This window comes from Olsenella phocaeensis (genome assembly GCF_900120385.1).
GTDB classification, from domain to species: Bacteria; Actinomycetota; Coriobacteriia; order Coriobacteriales; family Atopobiaceae; genus Olsenella_I; species Olsenella_I phocaeensis.
Genome location: NZ_LT635494.1, coordinates 1,705,095 through 1,724,071, shown reverse-complemented (window position 1 = coordinate 1,724,071; position 18,977 = coordinate 1,705,095). Strand labels below are relative to the sequence as shown.

Below are 18,977 nucleotides of genomic sequence, written 5' to 3'. Positions count from 1 at the left end.
CGGCGAGGGCCCCGACGTCCCTTGCCGGGCCATGATGTCCCGCACTGGACTATAGAATGAGCGAGTAAATCGTGCGTCCGCGGCCGTGGCCAAGTCCCAGACCCGGGCCCGTGGGAGGTTGGGGGAGAGGACCATGGCAGCCGATCTGGTCGTCGCATCGCGAAGGGTCTTCGACGGGCTGGGGGATGAGGCCGACCCTCTCTCGTTCGCTGTCGAGGACGGCCGCATCACGAAGGTCGCCCACTACGACCAGGCCGACGAGCTTGTCGGTCCGGGCGCGCGCGTCCTCGACTTGGGCGACGCCTTCGTCTGCCCCGGCTTCCACGACGCCCACCAGCACGTTCTGCACGCGGCGCTCTTCCCCTCTGCGCTCGCCACGGAGTATCGGGGCACGAGCGAGGCCGACTGCGTCTCTCACATGGTCGAATTCGCCAGGACGAGGCCGGCTGACGGCTGGCTCTTGGGCCACGGCTGGCGCGAGACCTTCTGGGATTCGCCCGTGCCCCCCACCAAGGCGTCGCTCGACGCCGCCTTCCCCGACCGCCCGGTGGCCATGTACTCCGGCGACGCCCATACCCTCTGGGTCAACTCGGCGGGCCTTCGCGCCTTGGGCATCGACGAGGGGACCGAGCCGCCCGCGGGAGGCTTCTTCGACCGCGACGCCGATGGCAGGCTCACGGGAGTTCTCCGCGAAGCGGCGGGCATGCTCTATGTGGGGCGCGTGCTGGGAAGCTTCTCCATGGGCGAGCTTCGCGGAATCTACCGTGACTACTTCCGGAGGCTCAACGCCATGGGCGTCACCTCCGTCTGCGACATGGCGCTCTCCTTGGTGCCGGGTGCCGACGGCATCAACCCGCAGGTCTATGAGGCACTGCTGCAGGCGGACGAGCTCAGCCTGCGCGCGCACCTCTTCCCCACGCTGGGAGACGACCAGTCGATTCTCGAGGGCCTGCAGTCCCGCTGGCGAGGTCCGCTGCTCCGCGCTCCCGGCTTCAAGCAGTTCTTCGACGGGGTGAGCAGCCAGCACACTGCCTGGGCGAGCGACGAGTACGCCAACCCCCGCTTTGCCGGCGACGTGGGGCGGCCCACCGTGGCGCCCGAACGCATGCGCGAGCTGGTGCTGGCCGCAGCCGGGCGTGGGCATGCCGTGCGCATCCATACCATCGGCGACGAGGCCGTCCACGCCGCCGTGGGCATCTTCGAGGAGGCGAGGCGCCTCTTCGGCACGCCGAGCCAGGGCGCCAACACACTGGAGCACATCGAGGACATCCATCCCGAAGACGTCGCCCGCCTCGCCCGCGCCGGCGTGGTCGCCTCCGTGCAGCCACCGCACGTGACGATCGACGTCGACCAGCCCGCTCGAGACCTGGGGGAGTGGCGCGCCGAGCGCATGTGGCCCTTCGACGAGTTCGCCCGCCAGGGCGTGACGATGGCCTTTGGCACCGACGCCCCCGTGGTGCCCCCCAACAGCCTTGACGTGCTCTGGTGCGCCTTCGAGCGCAGCGCGCCGGACACCCACCTTCCCACAGGCGGCTGGTACTTGCAGCACGCGGTGGGCCGCGCGGCGGCGCTTCGTGCCTACTCGGCGGGGTCTGCGGCGGCGGTGGGCCGCGGGCGTGAGCTGGGGGCCATCGCGCCTGGCATGCTCGCCGACTTCGTCGTCTGGGATGCGGACCTCCTCGAGGTCCCTGCCGAGGGGTTCCAGCGGGCGCGCCCCATGGCCACCTACCTGGGTGGGCGTGCGGTCTGGGAGGCGTAGCGCCGAGGCGGCCCGCCCCTCTCGCCCGGCTCCGTAGGCTTCGAGCTGCTAGGATTGCGGGGTAGGCCAAGAGAAGCGAGGTTGCCATGCAAGACGGATTCGTCAAGGTCGCGGCGCGCACGCCCCAGGTCCGCGTGGCCGACGTCGACTTCAACCTGAGCGCCTGCGTGGCCGAGACGACCGATGTCGTGCGCTCGGGCGCGCGCCTGGTGGTCCTGCCCGAGCTCTGCGTCACGGGCTACACCTGCGAGGACCTCTTCTGGCAGCAGTCCCTCGTCAAGGCGGCCGAGAGGGCCGTCGCCTCCTTCGCCCAAGAGACCGCCTCGCTGGACGCCCTCGTCTTCGTGGGCTGCCCCGTGAGCGTCGCCGGCAAGCTCTACAACTGCGCAGTCGCCGTCGCGCACGGCCATGTCCTGGGCATCGTGCCCAAGCTCAGCATCCCCACCTACAACGAGTTCTACGAGGGCCGCCACTTCGTCGCAGGTCCCCTCGACGTCACGCTCGTGGACTTCGCCGGCCAGTCTGGCGTCCCCTTTGGTGCGCGCCAGCTCTTCTGCTGCGAAAGCCTGCCCGACCTCGTGGTCGCGGCTGAGGTCTGCGAGGACCTCTGGGTAGCCAGCCCGCCCTCCATCGCGCACGCCATGGCAGGGGCCACGGTCATCTGCAACCTCTCCGCCTCCAACGCCGTGGTGGGCAAGGCGGACTACCGCCGCTCCCTCGTGGTGGGGCAGAGCGCGCGCCTGGCCTGTGCCTACGTCTACTGCAGCGCCGGCTGGGGCGAGTCCACGCAGGACGTGGTCTTCTCCGCCCACGACATGGTGGCCGAGAACGGCTCCCTCCTTGCGGAGGGCAGGCCCTTCGGCGAGCGGCAGGCCACGTCTGAGATCGACCTCGAGTTCCTCGTGGGCGAGCGTCGTCGCCTCTCGACCTTTGCCACGGCCGCCTCGCCCGAGGCTGCGGGCTACGTTCGCTCGAGCTTCTCGCTCGAGGCCGCCGAGACGCCCCTCACGCGTTGGGTCGACCCGCACCCCTTCGTGCCCGACGAGCCCCAGACGCGCGCGCAGCGCTGCGAGGACGTGCTGGCCATCCAGTCGCATGGCCTGGCCCGCCGCCTCGGGCACATCCACGCCAAGTCCGCGGTGATCGGCGTGTCTGGTGGCCTCGACTCGACGCTTGCGCTGCTCGTGATGGCGCGTGCCTTCGACCTCCTGGGCCTCGACCGATCTGGCATCGTCGCCGTGACCATGCCCGGCTTCGGAACCACCGACCGCACGCACGACAACTCGCTCGAGCTGTCGAGGGCGCTGGGGGCGACCCTGCGCGAGGTGGGCATCGTGCCTGCTGTCCGCCAGCACTTCGCCGACATCGGACACGACGAGGCCCTGCGTGACGTCACCTACGAGAACGCCCAGGCCCGCGAGCGCACCCAGATCATCATGGACATCGCCAACCAGGTGGGCGGCATCGTCGTGGGCACGGGCGACCTCTCGGAGCTCGCCCTGGGCTGGTGCACCTACAACGCCGACCATATGTCCATGTACGGCGTCAACGCAGGCGTGCCCAAGACGCTGGTGCGTCACCTCGTGAGGCACGTCGCAGACACGACTGGGTCCCAGCCGTTGCGGCGCGTGCTCCTGGACGTGCTGGACACGCCCGTCTCGCCCGAGCTCCTTCCCGCCGAGGAGGACGGCAGCATCGCGCAGCGCACGGAGGACCTGGTGGGTCCTTACGAGCTGCACGACTTCTTCCTCTACCAGGCGCTCAGGCGTGGCTTCGGCCCTCGCAAGGTGTTCCGGCTCGCCCGCTACGCCCTGGGCAAGGACTACGACGACCAGACCATCCTGCGTTGGCTCAAGACCTTCTACCGGCGCTTCTTCTCTCAGCAGTTCAAGCGCAGCTGCCTGCCGGACGGCCCTAAGGTGGGCTCGGTGGCGGTGAGCTCCCGTGGCGACCTGCGCATGCCCAGCGATGCCAGCTCCGCCCTCTGGCTGAGCGAGCTCGGGGGCCTGTAGCTGCGCCAACGGCCCGACAGATTCCCTCAGGGGAGAGGAGCCACGACCCTCGTTGGCGGCTCCTCTCCCCTGACTTCTGCCGTTGCAGAAAATCTAAGTGCCGTCTGTAAGATTTTTTCTCTCTCGTTGTATAAGGAATCGGTTCTGGGTATTATTCACAGCGTTGGCTGAGCGACAGGGTCAGCGGTGGCCCTGCCTGCGAATCGGGCATCTGCGATGCCCCCAAGAAGGAGGAACTCACCATGACTCTTAAGCCTTTGGGCGACCGCGTCCTCGTCAAGCCCGCCCCCAAGGAGGAGAAGACCTCGACCGGTCTCTACATCTCTTCCGGCGCGCAGGAGAAGCCCCAGCGCGGCGAGGTCATCGCCGTCGGCGCCGGCAAGCTCAACGACAAGGGTGAGCGCATCGCCGTCGACGTCCAGGTGGGCGACCAGGTCTTCTATGGCAAGTTCGGCGGCAACGACGTCAAGCTCGACGGCGAGGACTACCTGCTCCTCCGTGCCGACGACATCTACGCCATCATCAGCGAGTAGCTCTTAGCAGGCAGGCACAGGACGCTCGCCTCCCGCGAGCGAGACTTTGGAGGTACACAGAATGGCCAAGGACATCTCTTTTGGCACCGACGCGCGCGCCAAGCTCGCCAAGGGCGTGAACACGCTGGCTGACGCCGTCACCACCACCCTCGGGCCCAAGGGCCGCTACGTCGCCCTTCAGCGCTCCTACGGCGCTCCCACGATCACCAACGACGGCGTCTCCGTCGCCAAGGAGATCGAGCTCAAGGACCCCGTCGAGAACATGGGTGCCCAGCTAGTGAAGGAGGTCGCCACCAAGACCAACGACACCGTGGGTGATGGCACCACCACCGCGACCCTGCTCGCCCAGGTCATCGTCAACGAGGGCCTGCGCAACGTCGCCGCCGGCGCCAACCCCATCGCGATTCGCCGCGGCATCGACAAGGCCGTCGCCGCCGCCGTCGACCAGATGAAGGTCGCCTCGCAGGACGTCTCGACCAAGGAACAGATCGCCGCCGTCGGCACCATCTCGGCCGGCGACCCCCAGATCGGCAACAAGATCTCTGACGCCATGGACGTCGTGGGCAAGGACGGCGTCATAACCGTCGACGAGTCCCAGACCTTCGGCATCGACATCGACACCGTCGAGGGCATGCAGTTCGACAAGGGCTACATCTCGCCCTACTTCGCCACCGAGAACGACACCATGACGGCGGAGCTCCAGAACCCCTATGTCCTGATGACCGACCAGAAGGTCAGCAACATCCAGGACATCCTGCCCGTGCTCGAGGCGATTCAGAAGAGCGGCTCCCCGCTGCTGATCATCGCCGAGGACGTGGACGGCGAGGCCCTGGCCACCCTGATCCTCAACAAGCTCCGCGGCACCCTCAACGTCGCCGCCGTGAAGGCTCCCGGCTACGGTGACCGTCGCAAGCGCATGCTCGAGGACATCGCCATCGTCACCGGCGGCCAGGTTGCCATGAAGGAGCTCGGCGTCGAGCTCTCTGACATCACCGCCGAGATGCTGGGCCGCGCCAAGTCCGTCAAGATCACCAAAGACAACACCACGATCGTCGACGGCGCGGGCTCCAAGGAGGCCATCCAGGAGCGCATCGGCCAGATCAACTCCGAGATCGAGCACACCGACTCCGACTTCGACAAGGAGAAGCTCCAGGAGCGCAAGGCCAAGCTGGCCGGCGGCGTCGCCGTCATCAAGGTCGGCGCGGCCACCGAGGTCGAGCTGAAGGAGATCAAGCACCGCATCGAGGACGCGCTGCAGGCCACCCGCGCGGCCGTCGAGGAGGGCATCGTCGCCGGCGGCTGGCCACGTCGTCGCCGGGCGCCACGTCGCGGGGCAGGCTCTCGCCGGTCAGGGCCACGGTGTTGAGGCTCGAGCGACCGTCCAGGACGATGCCGTCCAGGGGGACCTTCTCGCCCGGGCGAACCAGCACCACGTCGCCCACGTGCACCTCCGTGGGGTCGAGCGAGACGAGCTCGCCGTCGCGCTCGAGGTTTGCCACGTCGGGTCGGATGTCCATGAGCTCGCTGATGGAGTCTCGTGCACGGTCCTCGGCCAGGTCTTCGAAGAGCTCGCCTACCTGGAAGAAGAGCATCACGAAGACTGCTTCGGCGAACTCGGGCTCTCCGTTGGGGAGGAAGCCGATGAGGAGGGCGCCCACGGTGGCGATGGTCATGAGCAGGTCCTCGTCGAAGGGCTCGCCGTGCGCGACGCACTCCAGCGCCTCGAGCACCACGTCGTAGCCCGCCACGAGGTAGGCAGGCAGGTATAGGAGCAGCTGCTGCCAGAGGCCGAGGCTCGCGAGGCGGCTGGCTATCGCCGCTGCCACGAGGAGCCCCGCAGACGTCAGGATGCGTGCGAGCTTGACCCTGTTTTCCTTCTCTTCCATGGTGCGCTCCCTAGATGATGCGTATATGAGCAATCACTCATAACTTGAGTTGGATTGTAGGGAGCTTGGATAGGGGAGTCAAGGGTGAATTGCGTCGGATGCATGCATGAACGCACGTCCCTCTCGCCTTGCACGCCATAACGCACAGGGCGTTCGACGTTTGCCCAGTTGGCGAGCCTCGTCGTTGNCGAGGGAGGCGAACGCGTGGCCTTCGTGTCCGACGCGGGCATGCCCGGCGTGTCGGACCCCGGCCAGCAGCTGGTGGACGCGGCGCTCGACCGTGGGTTGCGCGTCGAGGTCATCCCCGGTCCCTCTGCCGTGACCTGTGCCCTGGTGGCCTCGGGACTTCCCATGGAGCACTTCTTCTTCGAGGGCTTCCTGCCTCGGCGGGAGGGGGCCATGGCGGCGCGTCTCGAGGCCTTGGCACAGGTGCCGGGCGCGCTCGTGGTGTATGAGTCGCCGCATCGCGTTGCATCCACGCTCGCCGTGGTGGCCCGGGTCCTTNTGAGCGCTGCCATCTGCGTCGTGGGCGTGGTCGCGCTGGTCGTGGGCTTGCGCGGACGGCGCGACAGGCGCCGGTAGGGAGGCTTCTCTCCGCTGGCATCTCTCGCCTTTCCGGAGTCATCCCCCTGCGTCTCCCCGTCCCCCCCGTGCCCCCGTCCCCTTGCGTTCTCCCGTCCCTTTCTCCCCCCGTTCGTTTGTTCTCTATGCATCTCTCTGATTCCATCCTCTTCTCTATGCCGATTCCTGAACCCGACGGAAATCTACCTGGGCTTTTGTCGGACGGCTTCAGGGAAATGCATAGAGAATGCGACTAGGGTCAGGAGATGGCATAGAGAATGGTCGTCACCGATGTCGGAATCAGGAATCGGCATAGAGAACGGTAGCGGGGACAGACAAAGGTAGACAAGCGAGGGCGGCTGCCGCGGCATAAGTGAGAAAACCGCAGGCAACCCATCCGGTTCACCTGCGGTTCCTGTCAGTTGGCCCCTTCTGTTGGACTCACGCGCGAGTGCGTCATCGCCCCTCAGATCCGAAGCGTCCGACTCGCGTTGAGTACCGCCAGCACCATGACGCCCACATCACCAAACACCGCGAGCCACATGGGGGCCAGCCCCAGCGCTGCCAGCACCAGGATCGCCAGCTTCACGCCGATGGCGAAGGCGATGTTTTGCCGCGCGATCGCCAGGGTCTTCCGGGCGATGCGAATGGCCTCGGCTATCTTGTCCAGGCCGTCGTCCATGAGCACCACGTCCGCAGCCTCGATGGCAGCGTCGGAACCCATGGCTCCCATGGCGATGCCCACGTCCGCGCGCGCCAGGACCGGTGCGTCGTTGATGCCGTCGCCCACGAAGGCCACGGTCGTGCCCTCGGGCTTGCTCGCGATGAGCCCTTCGACGGCGGCCACCTTGTCGCCTGGCAGGAGGTTTGCCCTCACGTCGTCGATGCCCAGCGAGCCGCCGACCTGCTCGGCCACCTCGTCACCATCCCCCGTGAGCATCACCAGGCGCTGGACCCCCTCGGCCCTCATACGGGCCAACGACTCCCTCGCACCTGCCTTGACCTGGTCGGCCACCACGATGTGACCCACATAGACGCCGTCCACGGCCACGTGGATGATGGCGCCCTTATGGTCGCAGGGCCTCCACTGGGCGCCGACGCTCTCCATGAGGCGAGAGCTGCCCGCCACGACCTGCCTGCCGTTCACCATGGCACGCACGCCCTGGCCGGGAACCTCCTCCACGTCGCTCACGTCGCAGTCATCATGCTCGTTGGGGTAGGCGTTGCGCAGCGTCACGGCGACGGGATGCATGGAGTAGCGCTCCACGTGGGCCGCGAGGTGCAGCAGGCTGTTGGCGTCGATGGCGTCGGGGTGCACGGCCTCCACCTCGAAGCTGCCCTGGGTCAGGGTGCCTGTCTTGTCAAACGCCACGGTCTGGGCCTTGGCCAGCGCCTCCATGTAGTTGGAGCCCTTGATCAGGATGCCGCGCCGGCCCGCCCCGCCGATGCCGCCGAAGAAGGTCAGCGGGATGCTGATCACCAGCGCGCAGGGGCACGAGACCACCAGGAAGGTGAGCGCGCGCAGCAGCCAGACCGAGAGGCTCGTCGCGAAGTCGCCCGACAGTAGGGGTGGGACGATGGCCAGCGCGATGGCGGCAAAGACCACGATGGGGGTGTACACGCGGGCGAAGCGGCTGATGAAGCTCTCGCTCCGTGACTTGCCCTCGCTTGCGTTCTGCACCAGGTCCAGGATCCGCGAGGCGGTGGACTCGTCGAACTCCTTGCTCACGCGCACGCGCAGGGCGCCGCTCACGTTGACCACGCCGCTGGCCACGTCGTCGCCGGGCGCCACGTCGCGGGGCAGGCTCTCGCCGGTCAGGGCCACGGTGTTGAGGCTCGAGCGACCGTCCAGGACGATGCCGTCCAGGGGGACCTTCTCGCCCGGGCGAACCAGCACCACGTCGCCCACGTGCACCTCCGTGGGGTCGAGCGAGACGAGCTCGCCGTCGCGCTCGAGGTTTGCCACGTCGGGTCGGATGTCCATGAGCTCGCTGATGGAGTCTCGTGCACGGTCCTCGGCCAGGTCTTCGAAGAGCTCGCCTACCTGGAAGAAGAGCATCACGAAGACTGCTTCGGCGAACTCGGGCTCTCCGTTGGGGAGGAAGCCGATGAGGAGGGCGCCCACGGTGGCGATGGTCATGAGCAGGTCCTCGTCGAAGGGCTCGCCGTGCGCGACGCACTCCAGCGCCTCGAGCACCACGTCGTAGCCCGCCACGAGGTAGGCAGGCAGGTATAGGAGCAGCTGCTGCCAGAGGCCGAGGCTCGCGAGGCGGCTGGCTATCGCCGCTGCCACGAGGAGCCCCGCAGACGTCAGGATGCGTGCGAGCTTGACCCTGTTTTCCTTCTCTTCCATGGTGCGCTCCCTAGATGATGCGTATATGAGCAATCACTCATAACTTGAGTTGGATTGTAGGGAGCTTGGATAGGGGAGTCAAGGGTGAATTGCGTCGGATGCATGCATGAACGCACGTCCCTCTCGCCTTGCACGCCATAACGCACAGGGCGTTCGACGTTTGCCCAGTTGGCGAGCCTCGTCGTTGTGCGCAACGGCGTGCGCGATGAATGTCACGCGCACAACGGCGTGCGCGGCGACCGGGAGCGTGCGCGGCGAGTGCGAGCACGCGCGTGAGCGGACGTATGCGTGACGGTGCGTGTGCCAGGCGAGAGAGGCGCTCGTCCTCGACCCGCCGCGGCCGCCCGTTGCGCGCCGGCCCGGTCCTATCCCACCGCCCCGTCGTGCAGCAGTGACGTGAGGTCCAAGTCGACGTCCACCGGCCCGTCGATGCCGTCGATGGTGCCCGCGTTGCTGTACTGCCACAGCGCGAAGCGCAGCCTCATGCTGGGCGTGGAGCCATACTCCGCGTACCAGTAGCCGTAGGACGCGAGCTCCTCCAGGTCGTAATAGCCTAGGTCGACCTGGTTGCCATAGACGATTGCCGTGTATCCGCCCTGTTCGATGCGCTTGCAGAACGCCAGCGCAACCTGGGCAAGCTCCTGGGCGCTCATCTGAGAGGAGCGCCCGGCCATGACGTCGGACGGCTCCAGGTCAAACGCCACGGGATAGTCCAGCTCGTTGCCGTCCAGCCGCTTGAGGACGAAGTCGGCCTCCTCCTCGGCCTCTGCGGCGGTCGTTGCCTGGGAGTAGAAGTAGGCTCCCACCTTGAGCCCGGCGGCCTTTGCGTTGCGCAGGTTCTTGCGGAAGAGAGAGTCCACCACGATGTTGCCCGCCACGGTCCCGCGATAGCCCAGGCGCAGGTAGGCAAACGAGACCCCGTCTGCCCGGACCTTCTCCCAATCGATCTCCTCTTGGTGTTCGGATACGTCTACGCCCAGCTTGGACACCGTGGTCCCGTCCAACTTGTAGGCGTAGTGGTTGGGGTCGGAGCTGTCGAGCCTTGACCAGTCGAAGACGCTGTTGTCGCGCGCGAGCGAGGCGTCTCCCACGGAAGTGTCCATGGCGTTTGGCGCGTGGTTCACGACCTCGACCTTGGGCTCGGCGTAGCTCTCGGTGGGGCTTGCCGAATTTGTGGGGTGCGTCACGTAGTAGGCGATCGACGCCACGAGCGCGGCGGCCACCACGACGATGGCCGAGGCGGTCATGNCGCTCGCGCCGCGCCTGGCGGGTTGCTTGGAGTTGGACGGGCGGGAGCCGGACCTGCCACCATCGCGCCTGGTGGGCTTGCGGGGGCTCATCGGGCCACCTGCCCGCCCGTGGAGCCTGGACGCGGGACGAACCCACGCGTGCATCCGTGCCGCGTCATGCGCCCTCCCCCCTGGTTGGCGTGGTTTCTTGGGTCGGCCGGCATATGCCACCGCCACCGCTTCGTATGTGGAGAGTATCCCATGTAATCGAAGACGGGGAGTGGAGAAGAGCTGTTATCTCTCGTCCGACCACGCCATGTGACGCGCAGGCGAAGCTGCGCCGCGGGGCGGGCGTGCTGGGCTGCTTGCGCCGCAGAACTGGTACGCCCACTTCTCGCCTCGCGCGCGGCAGGCGAGAAGTGAGTGGTTACGACGCTGCGGGACGTCCAAAGTGGGTGGTCGCCGGGCGAGAGGGGCGCCCGCAACGACCCACGTCGCCCCTCTCGCGCGCCAGGCGAGAAGTGGGTGGTTACGACGCTGGCAAATGTGTCCCATCCTCGGGCTATACTCGAACCAGCAAGTGACCAGCAAGTGATTTTGCCCCCTTTACCTGCGAATCGGAGCGTCCCATGGCAGAGCGTGCCCTACACGGTGTGAACCTCACCGGCTGGCTCGTCCTCGAGCCCTGGGTCACGCCGTCCCTCTTCGCCGACTCTGGTGTCTTCGAGGAGGAGCGGCTCGTCTCGTCCCTCGGCCGCGAGCGCTACCGGGAGCTGGTGCTCCGTCACCGCGAGGGCTTCATGTCGCAGGCCGACTTCGTCCAGATCGCCGCACGCGGCTTCAACGCCGTGCGCCTGCCCGTGCCCTGGTACGCCTTCGGGCACGCCGGCCCCGAGCCGGGGCCCTTCGTCTCGTGCGTCGACTACGTGGACAAGGCCTTCGAGTGGGCGGAGGAGATTGACCTCAAGATTGTCCTCGCGCTGGCCATCTCTCCCGGCGTGCCCAGCGCCGAGGCGGACATGCTGCGCAACCGGGGCGACTTCTCGCGCTACAAGGACGACATGCTGCGCGTCGTAGCCGCGCTCTCCCGTCGCTACGCCCTGCGCGTCGCCTTCGCCGGCATCGAGGTGGCGGACGACCCGGTGGCGCAGCAGCGCCATGGCCTCAGCCTCACGGACGGCGTCCCCCTGCACACCCTGCGCAACTACTACCGCGAGGCATACGAGGCCGTGCGTCAGAACGCGGGCGACGACGTCGCCGTGATCGTGCCGGACGCGGGTCGTCACGGCGCCTGGAGTCGCTTCATGGCCCCGCGCCGTTACCACAACGTCTGGCTCGACTGCCACCTCTACCACTACTTCGACAAGGTGGAGAGTGCCGGGCCCTCCGGCATCCGCAAGCTCGCCCTGAGCTCGCAGAAGGCGCTGGAGCTCGCGGGCAGGAGCGGGCTTCCCGTCATGGTGGGCAAGTGGTCGGGGTCGCTGCCCTTCTCGGACTCCGCCACCACGCCCGAAGGCCGGATCGCCCTGGAGCGCGTCTTCGTGTCCGAGCAGATCGCGGCGTTCAAGGGCTGCCCCGCCTGGTTCTTCCAGACCTGGAAGACGGAGGGTCGCCTCTCGGGCTGGGACGCCCGCGTGTCCCTGGCAACCTTCGAGCGAAGGATGCTCGTGTGATGGATTTCGATTTGCGGCCGTCCCGCCAGCCGGGTGGCCAACCAAACGACCGGGCAACTGACCGATCGCCCAAGGGGGCGCGTCCCGGCGTGGGGGCAGGTGCGGGCACGAGTGCGGGCACGACAGGCTGCGAGGGCGGGGGAGAGGGGCTTCTCTCCGTCGTGGGAACGCCCATCGGCAACCTCGAGGACGCCTCGCCGCGCGTCGTGCGCACCCTGGCCGAGGCTGACCTCCTGCTCTGCGAGGACACCCGCGTGACCAGCAAGCTCCTGGCCCACTTTGGCATACGCGTCCCCCTGCAGAGGGCCGACCAGAACGTCCTCGCCCAGCGCGTCGAGGGCATCCTCACGCGCGTCGAGGGAGGCGAACGCGTGGCCTTCGTGTCCGACGCGGGCATGCCCGGCGTGTCGGACCCCGGCCAGCAGCTGGTGGACGCGGCGCTCGACCGTGGGTTGCGCGTCGAGGTCATCCCCGGTCCCTCTGCCGTGACCTGTGCCCTGGTGGCCTCGGGACTTCCCATGGAGCACTTCTTCTTCGAGGGCTTCCTGCCTCGGCGGGAGGGGGCCATGGCGGCGCGTCTCGAGGCCTTGGCACAGGTGCCGGGCGCGCTCGTGGTGTATGAGTCGCCGCATCGCGTTGCATCCACGCTCGCCGTGGTGGCCCGGGTCCTTCCGACGCGGCAGGTGGCGCTGGTGCGCGAGCTCACCAAGCTGCACGAGGAGGTCGTGCGCGGGCCAACTGCCCAGGTCGCGGAGGAGGTTGGCGACCGCGAGGGCCTGAGGGGGGAATGCGTGGTGGTCATAGGCGCCCCCAGCGAGGACGAGCTCCTCGAGCGCGCTCACGCGGCGGGCTCCGGGCCGGCGACGCTGGAGGACGCCATCGCGGCGGCGCTTGCGGCCGACGAGCCCAAGAGCGGCCTTGCCAAGCGGCTCGCCAAGGAGTTCGGCCGCCCCCGCTCCGAGGTCTACGACCTGGTGCTGAAGACGGCCGAACAATAGCGGAGCCCGCCTCTCTCGCCCGCGTCGACGAAGTGCCGCGCGACCCTGTCGTTGGTCTCGCCTAGCCCCAGACCTCCTCGGCGATGCTCCTCACCAGGGCGACCTTGGCCCACTGCTGCTCCTCGCTCAGCTTGTTGCCAATCTCGCACGAGGCGAATCCGCACTGCGGGGACAGGCAGAGCCTTTCGAGCGGGAGGTAGCGCTCCGCCTCGTGGATGCGCGCCACGACCTGCCCGCAGTCCTCGAGCTGCGCCGACTTCGTGGTGACGAGGCCCAGGACGACCTTCTTGCCATCTGCGACCTGCGCCAGGGGCTCGAAGCCTCCTGAGCGGTCGTCGTCGAACTCCAGGAAGAAGTTGTCCACGTGCTCGCGGGCGAAGAGCGTGCCCGCCACGTTGTCGTAACCACCCTCGCAGGCCCAGGTGGAGTGGAAGTTGCCGCGGCAGACATGGGTGTTGATGGTGAGGCCCTCGGGGCGGGCGTCCAGCACGCGGTTGTTGACCTGCAGGAAGCACTCCTTGGTGCGCTCGATTCCCGCCGCGTCGGTGCCGAAGAACTGCTCCGCGTGGGGGTCGACCAACAGGCCCCACGAGCAGTCGTCGAACTGGAGGTTGCGGCAGCCGGCGTCGTATACGTCCTGGATGAAGGCCTGGTAGCAGGCCACGAGGTCGTCCTCGAGGCGCTGGTCGTCGGCGTAGTAGCGGCGGGTGTTCTGGAGCGCGAAGGGCATGGCCAGCTGCTCCAGGAACTGGGCGGGTGCGGGGATGGTGAGCTTGGACACCGTGTTGGCGTCCTCCAGGTCCTGCACGAAGCGGAAGTGGTCCACGAAGGGGTGGTGCCCCTTGTAGGCGAGGCTGCCGGTGAGGTAGGTGTCGTCGATCTTGGCTGCCTCGCCATGGAAGGGCAGGCCGTCCTTGGTCTTGCTGTGGCCGATGCCCGCAAAGCCCCACATGAAGTCGAGGTGCCAGGTCAGGCGCCTGAACTCCCCGTCGGTGATGGTGCCGAGGCCCGCCGCCTGCTCCTTGGCCACCAGCTCGCGGATCGCCGCGTCCTCGATGTGGGTGAGCTCATCTTGCCCCAGGTGGCCCTCCTCGAAGGCAGCACGTGCCTGGCGGAGCTCCGCCGGCCTCAGGAAGCTGCCCACCACGTCGAAGCGGTGTGGGGTCCTCTTGTCATACGGAATTGCCATCGCTCGTGCCTCCTCGTCTTTGCGCCCGGGCCTGCCGTGCAGGCGCACGGTTCTTCTCGACTGCACATTGTGGCAGCTCAAGAGACATGGTGGCACGTCGCTTTTGGGACACCTGGTTATCGATTGGAGCAATAACGACTCGGTGCGACGGCTGGTCTGCCAGGCGAGAGGTGCGGCCGTTCCGTGCCCCCAGCCGTGCCGTTCGCACATCCCTGCAAAGATGTGAGCATTGCCGACGTTTGTCCAGTTGGGGATGGGCTCTTCTCGCACGAACAAGGTTTTTTGCGAGAGTCGCGGCTGCCCAGACGCCTCATCCATCCCACCCGCCACAGCTACGCCAGCGAACCCGGCCGGACCCGCGTCCCACCCCCGTCGTACAATTGGCCCATGACCAGCCCGCACCAATCGGAGGATGCCCATGCTCGTGAACGACAAGATCTGGGTCGCCCAGGGGGACGTGCCCTGCTGCCTGCTCCTCAACCAGGCCAACCGCCACGGGCTCATCGCCGGCGCGTCGGGCACGGGCAAGACGGTGACCCTCAAGGTCCTGGCCGAGGGCTTCTCCAACGCGGGCGTCCCCGTGTTCATGGCAGACGTGAAGGGTGACGTCACGGGCATGGCCCAGGGCGGTGCCATCTCTGACAACCTGCGCCAGCGCATGGACTTCTTCGGCATCAAGGAGGACGAGTTCTCCTTCCAAGGCTGCCCCATGCGCGTCTGGGACATGCTCGGCGGCGACGGCGTCCCCGTGCGCATCACCGTCTCTGACATGGGCCCCACCCTGCTCAGCCGCCTCCTGGGCCTCTCGGACGTGCAGGAGGGCGTGCTCAACATCGTCTTCCGCGTGGCCGACGACCAGGGACTCCTCCTCATCGACCTCAAGGACCTGCGCGCGATGCTCGCCTATGTCCTGGAGCACGCCAAGGAATACCAGGCGACGTACGGCAACGTGTCCGCCCAGTCGGTGGGCGCCATACAGCGCTCGCTCATCGCCGTCGAGGACCAGGGAGGCGACGTCTTCTTCGGCGAGCCCAGCCTGGAGCTCGATGACTGGTTTGCCTGCGCGCCCGACGGCCGTGGCTACGTCAACCTGCTCAATGCCTCCCGCCTCATCCAGAGCCCGCAGGTCTATGCCATGTTCCTGCTGTGGATGCTCTCGTCCCTCTTCGAGGGGCTGCCCGAGGTGGGCGACCCCGACAAGCCCCGCTTCGTCTTCTTCTTCGACGAGGCGCACCTGCTCTTCGATGGCATGCCCAAGGGGCTGCGCGACAAGATCGTGCAGGTCGTGAAGCTCATCCGCTCCAAGGGCGTGGGCGTGTACTTCATCACCCAGTCCCCGTCGGACATTCCCGACGAGGTCCTGGCCCAGCTTTCCAACCGCATCCAGCACGGCCTGCGCGCCTACACCCCCGCGGAGCAGAAGGCCGTGCGCGCCGCCGCGGACTCCTTCCGCGCCAACCCCGCCTTCGACTCCGCCCAGGCCCTGCAGGACCTGGGGACCGGCGAGGCGCTGGTCTCGCTCCTTGACGAGGAGGGAAAGCCCAGCGTGGTGCAGCGCGCCAAGGTGCTCTTCCCCCAGTGCCGCATGGCCGCGGCGGACGCCGACGTGATGCAGTCCGTCCTTGCCGGTCAGGGCGACCTGATGGACAAGTACGGCACCGCGGTGGACCGCCTGAGCGCCTACGAGACCATCGAGGGCCAGAACGCGGAGGCAGAGGCCAATGCCAAGCTCGCCGCGGAGCGCGCCGCCTTCGAGAAGGAGAAGGCCGAGTTCGAGGCCCAGCGACAGAAGGAGGCGCAGAAGGCGGAGAGGGAGCGCCAGAAGGCGGAGGAGAAGGCCGCCCAGGCCGCACAGAGGGAGCAGGAACGTCAGCAGAGGCAGCTCGAGCGCGAGGCGGAGGCCGCCGCAAAGCGCGAGGTGGCGGAGCAGGCGCGCGCCGAGCGGGAGGCCCAGAGGAAGCAGGAGCAGATGGCCAAGCAGGTGGGTCGCTTCGCCAACTCCATCCTGGGCACCTTCGGCCGCGAGGCGACGCGTCAGCTCACCCGCGGTCTCTTCAACTCGCTGAAGCGCCGCTAGGGAGGTGGGCCGCGAGGCCGTCGCGCCCGTATGCCGCGCGCCTGTCCGTCGGGGGGCAGCTGTCGCGGTTGTCCCGCTGCTGCCGCCTAGTCCCGGCCGCCACCGGGCCTCGACCCGGTCGTCGCGCCCGGCCGCGAAGGGCGCCCCTCTCGCCTGATGTACAATGCCTAGTTGCTCATTTTGGCATTCGCCACCGAGATGGGCGTCCGCCATCAGGACCGTCGTCAGGAGAGATCGCATGGACAAGCCGTCCTTCTTCATCACCACGCCCATCTACTACGTCAACGCCGCTCCCCACCTGGGCACCGCATACTCCACTGTCCTCTGCGACGTCCAGGCGCGCTATCGCCGCTCAAAGGGCTATGACGTGAAGTTCCTCACGGGCATGGACGAGCACGGTCAGAAGGTCGAGGAGGCGGCGTCCGAGCACGGCGTGAGCCCCCAGGAGTGGTGCGACTCCCAGGCCCCCCTCTTCGAGGGACTGTGGAAGACCCTCGAGATCTCCAACGACGACTTCATCCGCACCACCGAGCCGCGCCAGGTCAAGGCCGTGCAGTACCTGTGGGAGCGCATGCGCGAGTCTGGCTACATCTACAAGGGCTCCTACGACGGCTGGTACTGCGTGCCGGAGGAGACCTACTTCACCGAGACCCAGGTGAGCAAGTCCGACGAGGCCAACCACACCGAGGGCCAGCACCTCTGCCCCGACTGCGGCCGTCCCCTGCAGCGCGTCCAGGAGGAGTCCTGGTTCTTCAAGCTCAGTGCCTTCCAGGACCGCCTGCTCAGGCTGTACGACGAGCATCCCGACTTCGTCGAGCCCGACTTCCGCATGCGCGAGGTGAGGACCTTCGTCGAGGGCGGGCTCCAGGACCTCTCCGTGAGCCGCACGAGCTTCGACTGGGGCATCCGCCTGCCCTTCGACGAGAGGCACGTCACCTACGTGTGGTTCGACGCCCTCCTCAACTACATGACCGCCGTGGGCTACGGCCAGGGTGGTGACGAGGCGGCCGCCGAGCTGGCGCGTCGCTGGCCCGCCCAGTTCCACGTGGTGGGCAAGGACATCATCCGCTTCCACTGCGTCATCTGGCCCGCCATGCTCATGGCCATCGGCGAGGCCCTGCCCGAGCACGTCTTCGCCCACGGCTTCCTCATGGTGCGCAACGAGGAGACCGGCAAGGGAGAGAAGATGTCCAAGAGCCGCGGTAACGCCATCGCGCCCCAGGACGTCATCGACATGCTGGGCGTGGAGGGCTACCGCTACTACTTCATGACCGACGTGAACCCCGGCGAGGACGGCGCCATCAGCTTCAGCCGCATGGAGCAGGTCTACAACGCCGACCTGGCCAACAGCTGGGGCAACCTGGTGAGCCGCGCACTCAACATGAGTGCCAAGTACTTCGACGGCAGGACGCCGGAGCTCGCTGACGGCTGGGCCGAGCGCCAGAACCCCCTGCGCGACATCGCCCTGGGCATCGAGGGGCGCTACTCCGAGCGCATGGACCGCCTGGACTACGTGGGGGCCAAGGACGTCGTGATGGAGCTCGTCCACGCCGCCAACCACTACGTCGAGGATTCCGCCCCCTGGACGGTTGCGAAGGACCCCGCCCGCGCCCAGGAGCTCGCCGACATCATCACCAACCTTCTCGAGTCCATCCGAATCTGCGCCCACCTGCTGGCGCCCTTCATGCCCCAGACCTCGGCCGAGGTCCTGCGTCGCATGGCGCTGGGAGACGAGGCCTCCTGCGACGACCTCGCGGCCGCCTGCGCCTGGGGAGGGCTCGTCGGTGGCGTCGAGGTAACCAAGGGCGACGCCCTCTTCCCGCGCCTCGCCGCGAAGAAGTAGGGGGGCGACGTGGGCATCGAGCCAGGCGAGAGGGGCGTCGGCCTTTCCGGTGGCGCCTTGCCGGACGGAGGCGCGCCCGACGCGGGCCGGGCGGTCGTGCCGTGCGACAGCGGTTCCTGTTCGAGCCAGGCGGCCGGGTCGTGNGTGCGCGAGGAGGCCGGCGTCGCCCCGCGCGCCCGCAGCTACGAAGCGATGCTCCGCAACGCCTTCGGGCTCCTCGTGCCATCCGCGCGGTACCGCGCCTGACGGAGGGCGGCACCCTCCGCACCCGCGTCCCATCCCAGGCGTGCTACCATCGCCCCACAAGCCAACGACCCCTCGTGCGCCCCGGCGTAAGGCTTGCCATGCGCATCGACCGCCTCCCGCACGTCATCCCGACCGTCAGGGCCGATGGCCCGCTCCTCTCCTATGCCGCGCACGTCCTTGCGGAGGGCGCCCAGGAGCTCCTCTGGCCCACCCGCTGCCTGGGCTGCGACCTGGGCGGAGAGCTCCTCTGTCCCGACTGCCGGGCGTCCCTTCCCTGGGTCGATCAGGCCTGGGCCTGCCCCAACTGCGGGGCGCCCCATGGCTTCATGACCTGCACCGAGTGCGACGAGGCGTGGGAGACCCGCGCCTGCGTGAGCTCGCTGCCCTTTGGCGGCGTCGCCTCTCGCCTCGTCACGGGCCTCAAGGACGCCCACGAGCTGCGGCTTGCCCCCGTGCTCGCGGCGCTCATGCTCTGCTCGCTCGACGAGGCCGCGTCCTGGCCCGCGGAGGACGGACGTCCCCGCTTCGACCGCGCTGACCTGGACGCCGTCTGCTTCGTCCCCGCCACGCCGCAGGCCTACCTCCGGCGCGGCTTCGACCACATGGAGCTGGTGTCGC

The 18,977-nt window shown here is 67.9% G+C and carries 12 protein-coding genes and 2 pseudogenes; 10 read left to right on the top strand and 4 right to left on the bottom strand.

All coding sequences use genetic code 11. The annotated features are described in order from the left end of the window. Positions 1-133 precede the first annotated feature (133 nt). The 4 genes and pseudogenes from BQ7388_RS08365 to groL all read left to right on the top strand — a co-directional run. The gene (locus tag BQ7388_RS08365; protein WP_072500262.1) at positions 134-1,759 is read left to right on the top strand and encodes an amidohydrolase; all 1,626 of its coding nucleotides are present in this window, start codon (positions 134-136) and stop codon (positions 1,757-1,759) included. Positions 1,760-1,845: 86 nt separating this feature from the next. Next, positions 1,846-3,771 carry an NAD(+) synthase gene (locus BQ7388_RS08360; RefSeq protein ID WP_072500261.1) on the top strand — a complete coding sequence of 642 codons (1,926 nt, stop codon included), beginning with the start codon at positions 1,846-1,848 and terminating at the stop codon, positions 3,769-3,771. Positions 3,772-4,013: 242 nt separating this feature from the next. After that, a complete protein-coding gene (locus BQ7388_RS08355; RefSeq protein WP_009278109.1) occupies positions 4,014-4,304 on the top strand; it encodes a co-chaperone GroES in 291 nt (96 codons plus the stop codon). Positions 4,305-4,365: 61 nt separating this feature from the next. After that, positions 4,366-5,604 (top strand): annotated as a pseudogene (gene groL, locus BQ7388_RS08350) (chaperonin GroEL); the annotation flags it as partial. Here the strand turns inward: groL and BQ7388_RS13080 are convergent. After that, on the bottom strand, positions 5,534-5,821 hold the full coding sequence (locus BQ7388_RS13080; RefSeq protein ID WP_234946941.1) for a P-type ATPase actuator domain-containing protein: 288 nt from the start codon (positions 5,819-5,821) through the stop codon (positions 5,534-5,536). The pseudogene groL and the gene BQ7388_RS13080 overlap by 71 nt on opposite strands. A 558-nt stretch (positions 5,822-6,379) precedes the next feature. Between BQ7388_RS13080 and BQ7388_RS08340 the strand changes: the two are divergent. Further along, positions 6,380-6,718: pseudogene (locus BQ7388_RS08340) on the top strand (SAM-dependent methyltransferase); the annotation flags it as partial. A 499-nt stretch (positions 6,719-7,217) separates the two neighbouring features. On the opposite strand, the gene BQ7388_RS08335 reads toward BQ7388_RS08340, so the two are convergent. Together BQ7388_RS08335 and BQ7388_RS08330 are read right to left on the bottom strand one after the other, a co-directional pair. After that, entirely contained in the window at positions 7,218-9,104 is a 1,887-nt protein-coding gene (locus tag BQ7388_RS08335; RefSeq protein ID WP_072500259.1) for a heavy metal translocating P-type ATPase, read from the bottom strand. A gap of 365 nt (positions 9,105-9,469) precedes the next feature. After that, complete coding sequence (locus BQ7388_RS08330) at positions 9,470-10,207, bottom strand: GH25 family lysozyme (RefSeq protein WP_072500500.1); 738 nt, start codon at positions 10,205-10,207, stop codon at positions 9,470-9,472. A 755-nt stretch (positions 10,208-10,962) separates the two neighbouring features. On the opposite strand from BQ7388_RS08330, the gene BQ7388_RS08325 reads away from it, so the two are divergent. After that, positions 10,963-12,006 carry a glycoside hydrolase family 5 protein gene (locus tag BQ7388_RS08325; RefSeq protein WP_009278551.1) on the top strand — a complete coding sequence of 348 codons (1,044 nt, stop codon included), beginning with the start codon at positions 10,963-10,965 and terminating at the stop codon, positions 12,004-12,006. Then, a complete protein-coding gene (gene rsmI, locus BQ7388_RS08320; RefSeq protein WP_200781455.1) occupies positions 12,006-13,004 on the top strand; it encodes a 16S rRNA (cytidine(1402)-2'-O)-methyltransferase in 999 nt (332 codons plus the stop codon). The genes BQ7388_RS08325 and rsmI overlap by 1 nt, the downstream gene beginning before the upstream one ends. A 61-nt stretch (positions 13,005-13,065) precedes the next feature. Here the strand turns inward: rsmI and BQ7388_RS08315 are convergent, their stop codons facing one another. Beyond that, positions 13,066-14,193, bottom strand: coding sequence for a 5-methyltetrahydropteroyltriglutamate--homocysteine S-methyltransferase (locus BQ7388_RS08315; protein ID WP_072500257.1), 1,128 nt, complete (start codon positions 14,191-14,193; stop codon positions 13,066-13,068). Between the two features lie 418 nt (positions 14,194-14,611). Between BQ7388_RS08315 and BQ7388_RS08310 the strand changes: the two genes are divergently transcribed. The 3 genes from BQ7388_RS08310 to BQ7388_RS08295 form a co-directional block, all read left to right on the top strand. Then, a complete protein-coding gene (locus BQ7388_RS08310; RefSeq protein ID WP_072500256.1) occupies positions 14,612-16,270 on the top strand; it encodes a helicase HerA-like domain-containing protein in 1,659 nt (552 codons plus the stop codon). A 238-nt stretch (positions 16,271-16,508) separates the two neighbouring features. Further along, positions 16,509-18,113, top strand: coding sequence for a methionine--tRNA ligase (gene metG, locus BQ7388_RS08305; protein ID WP_072500255.1), 1,605 nt, complete (start codon positions 16,509-16,511; stop codon positions 18,111-18,113). 344 nt (positions 18,114-18,457) lie between these two features. Continuing rightward, positions 18,458-18,977 (top strand): ComF family protein (locus BQ7388_RS08295; protein ID WP_072500499.1); only part of this gene is annotated, 520 nt, incomplete at its 3' end.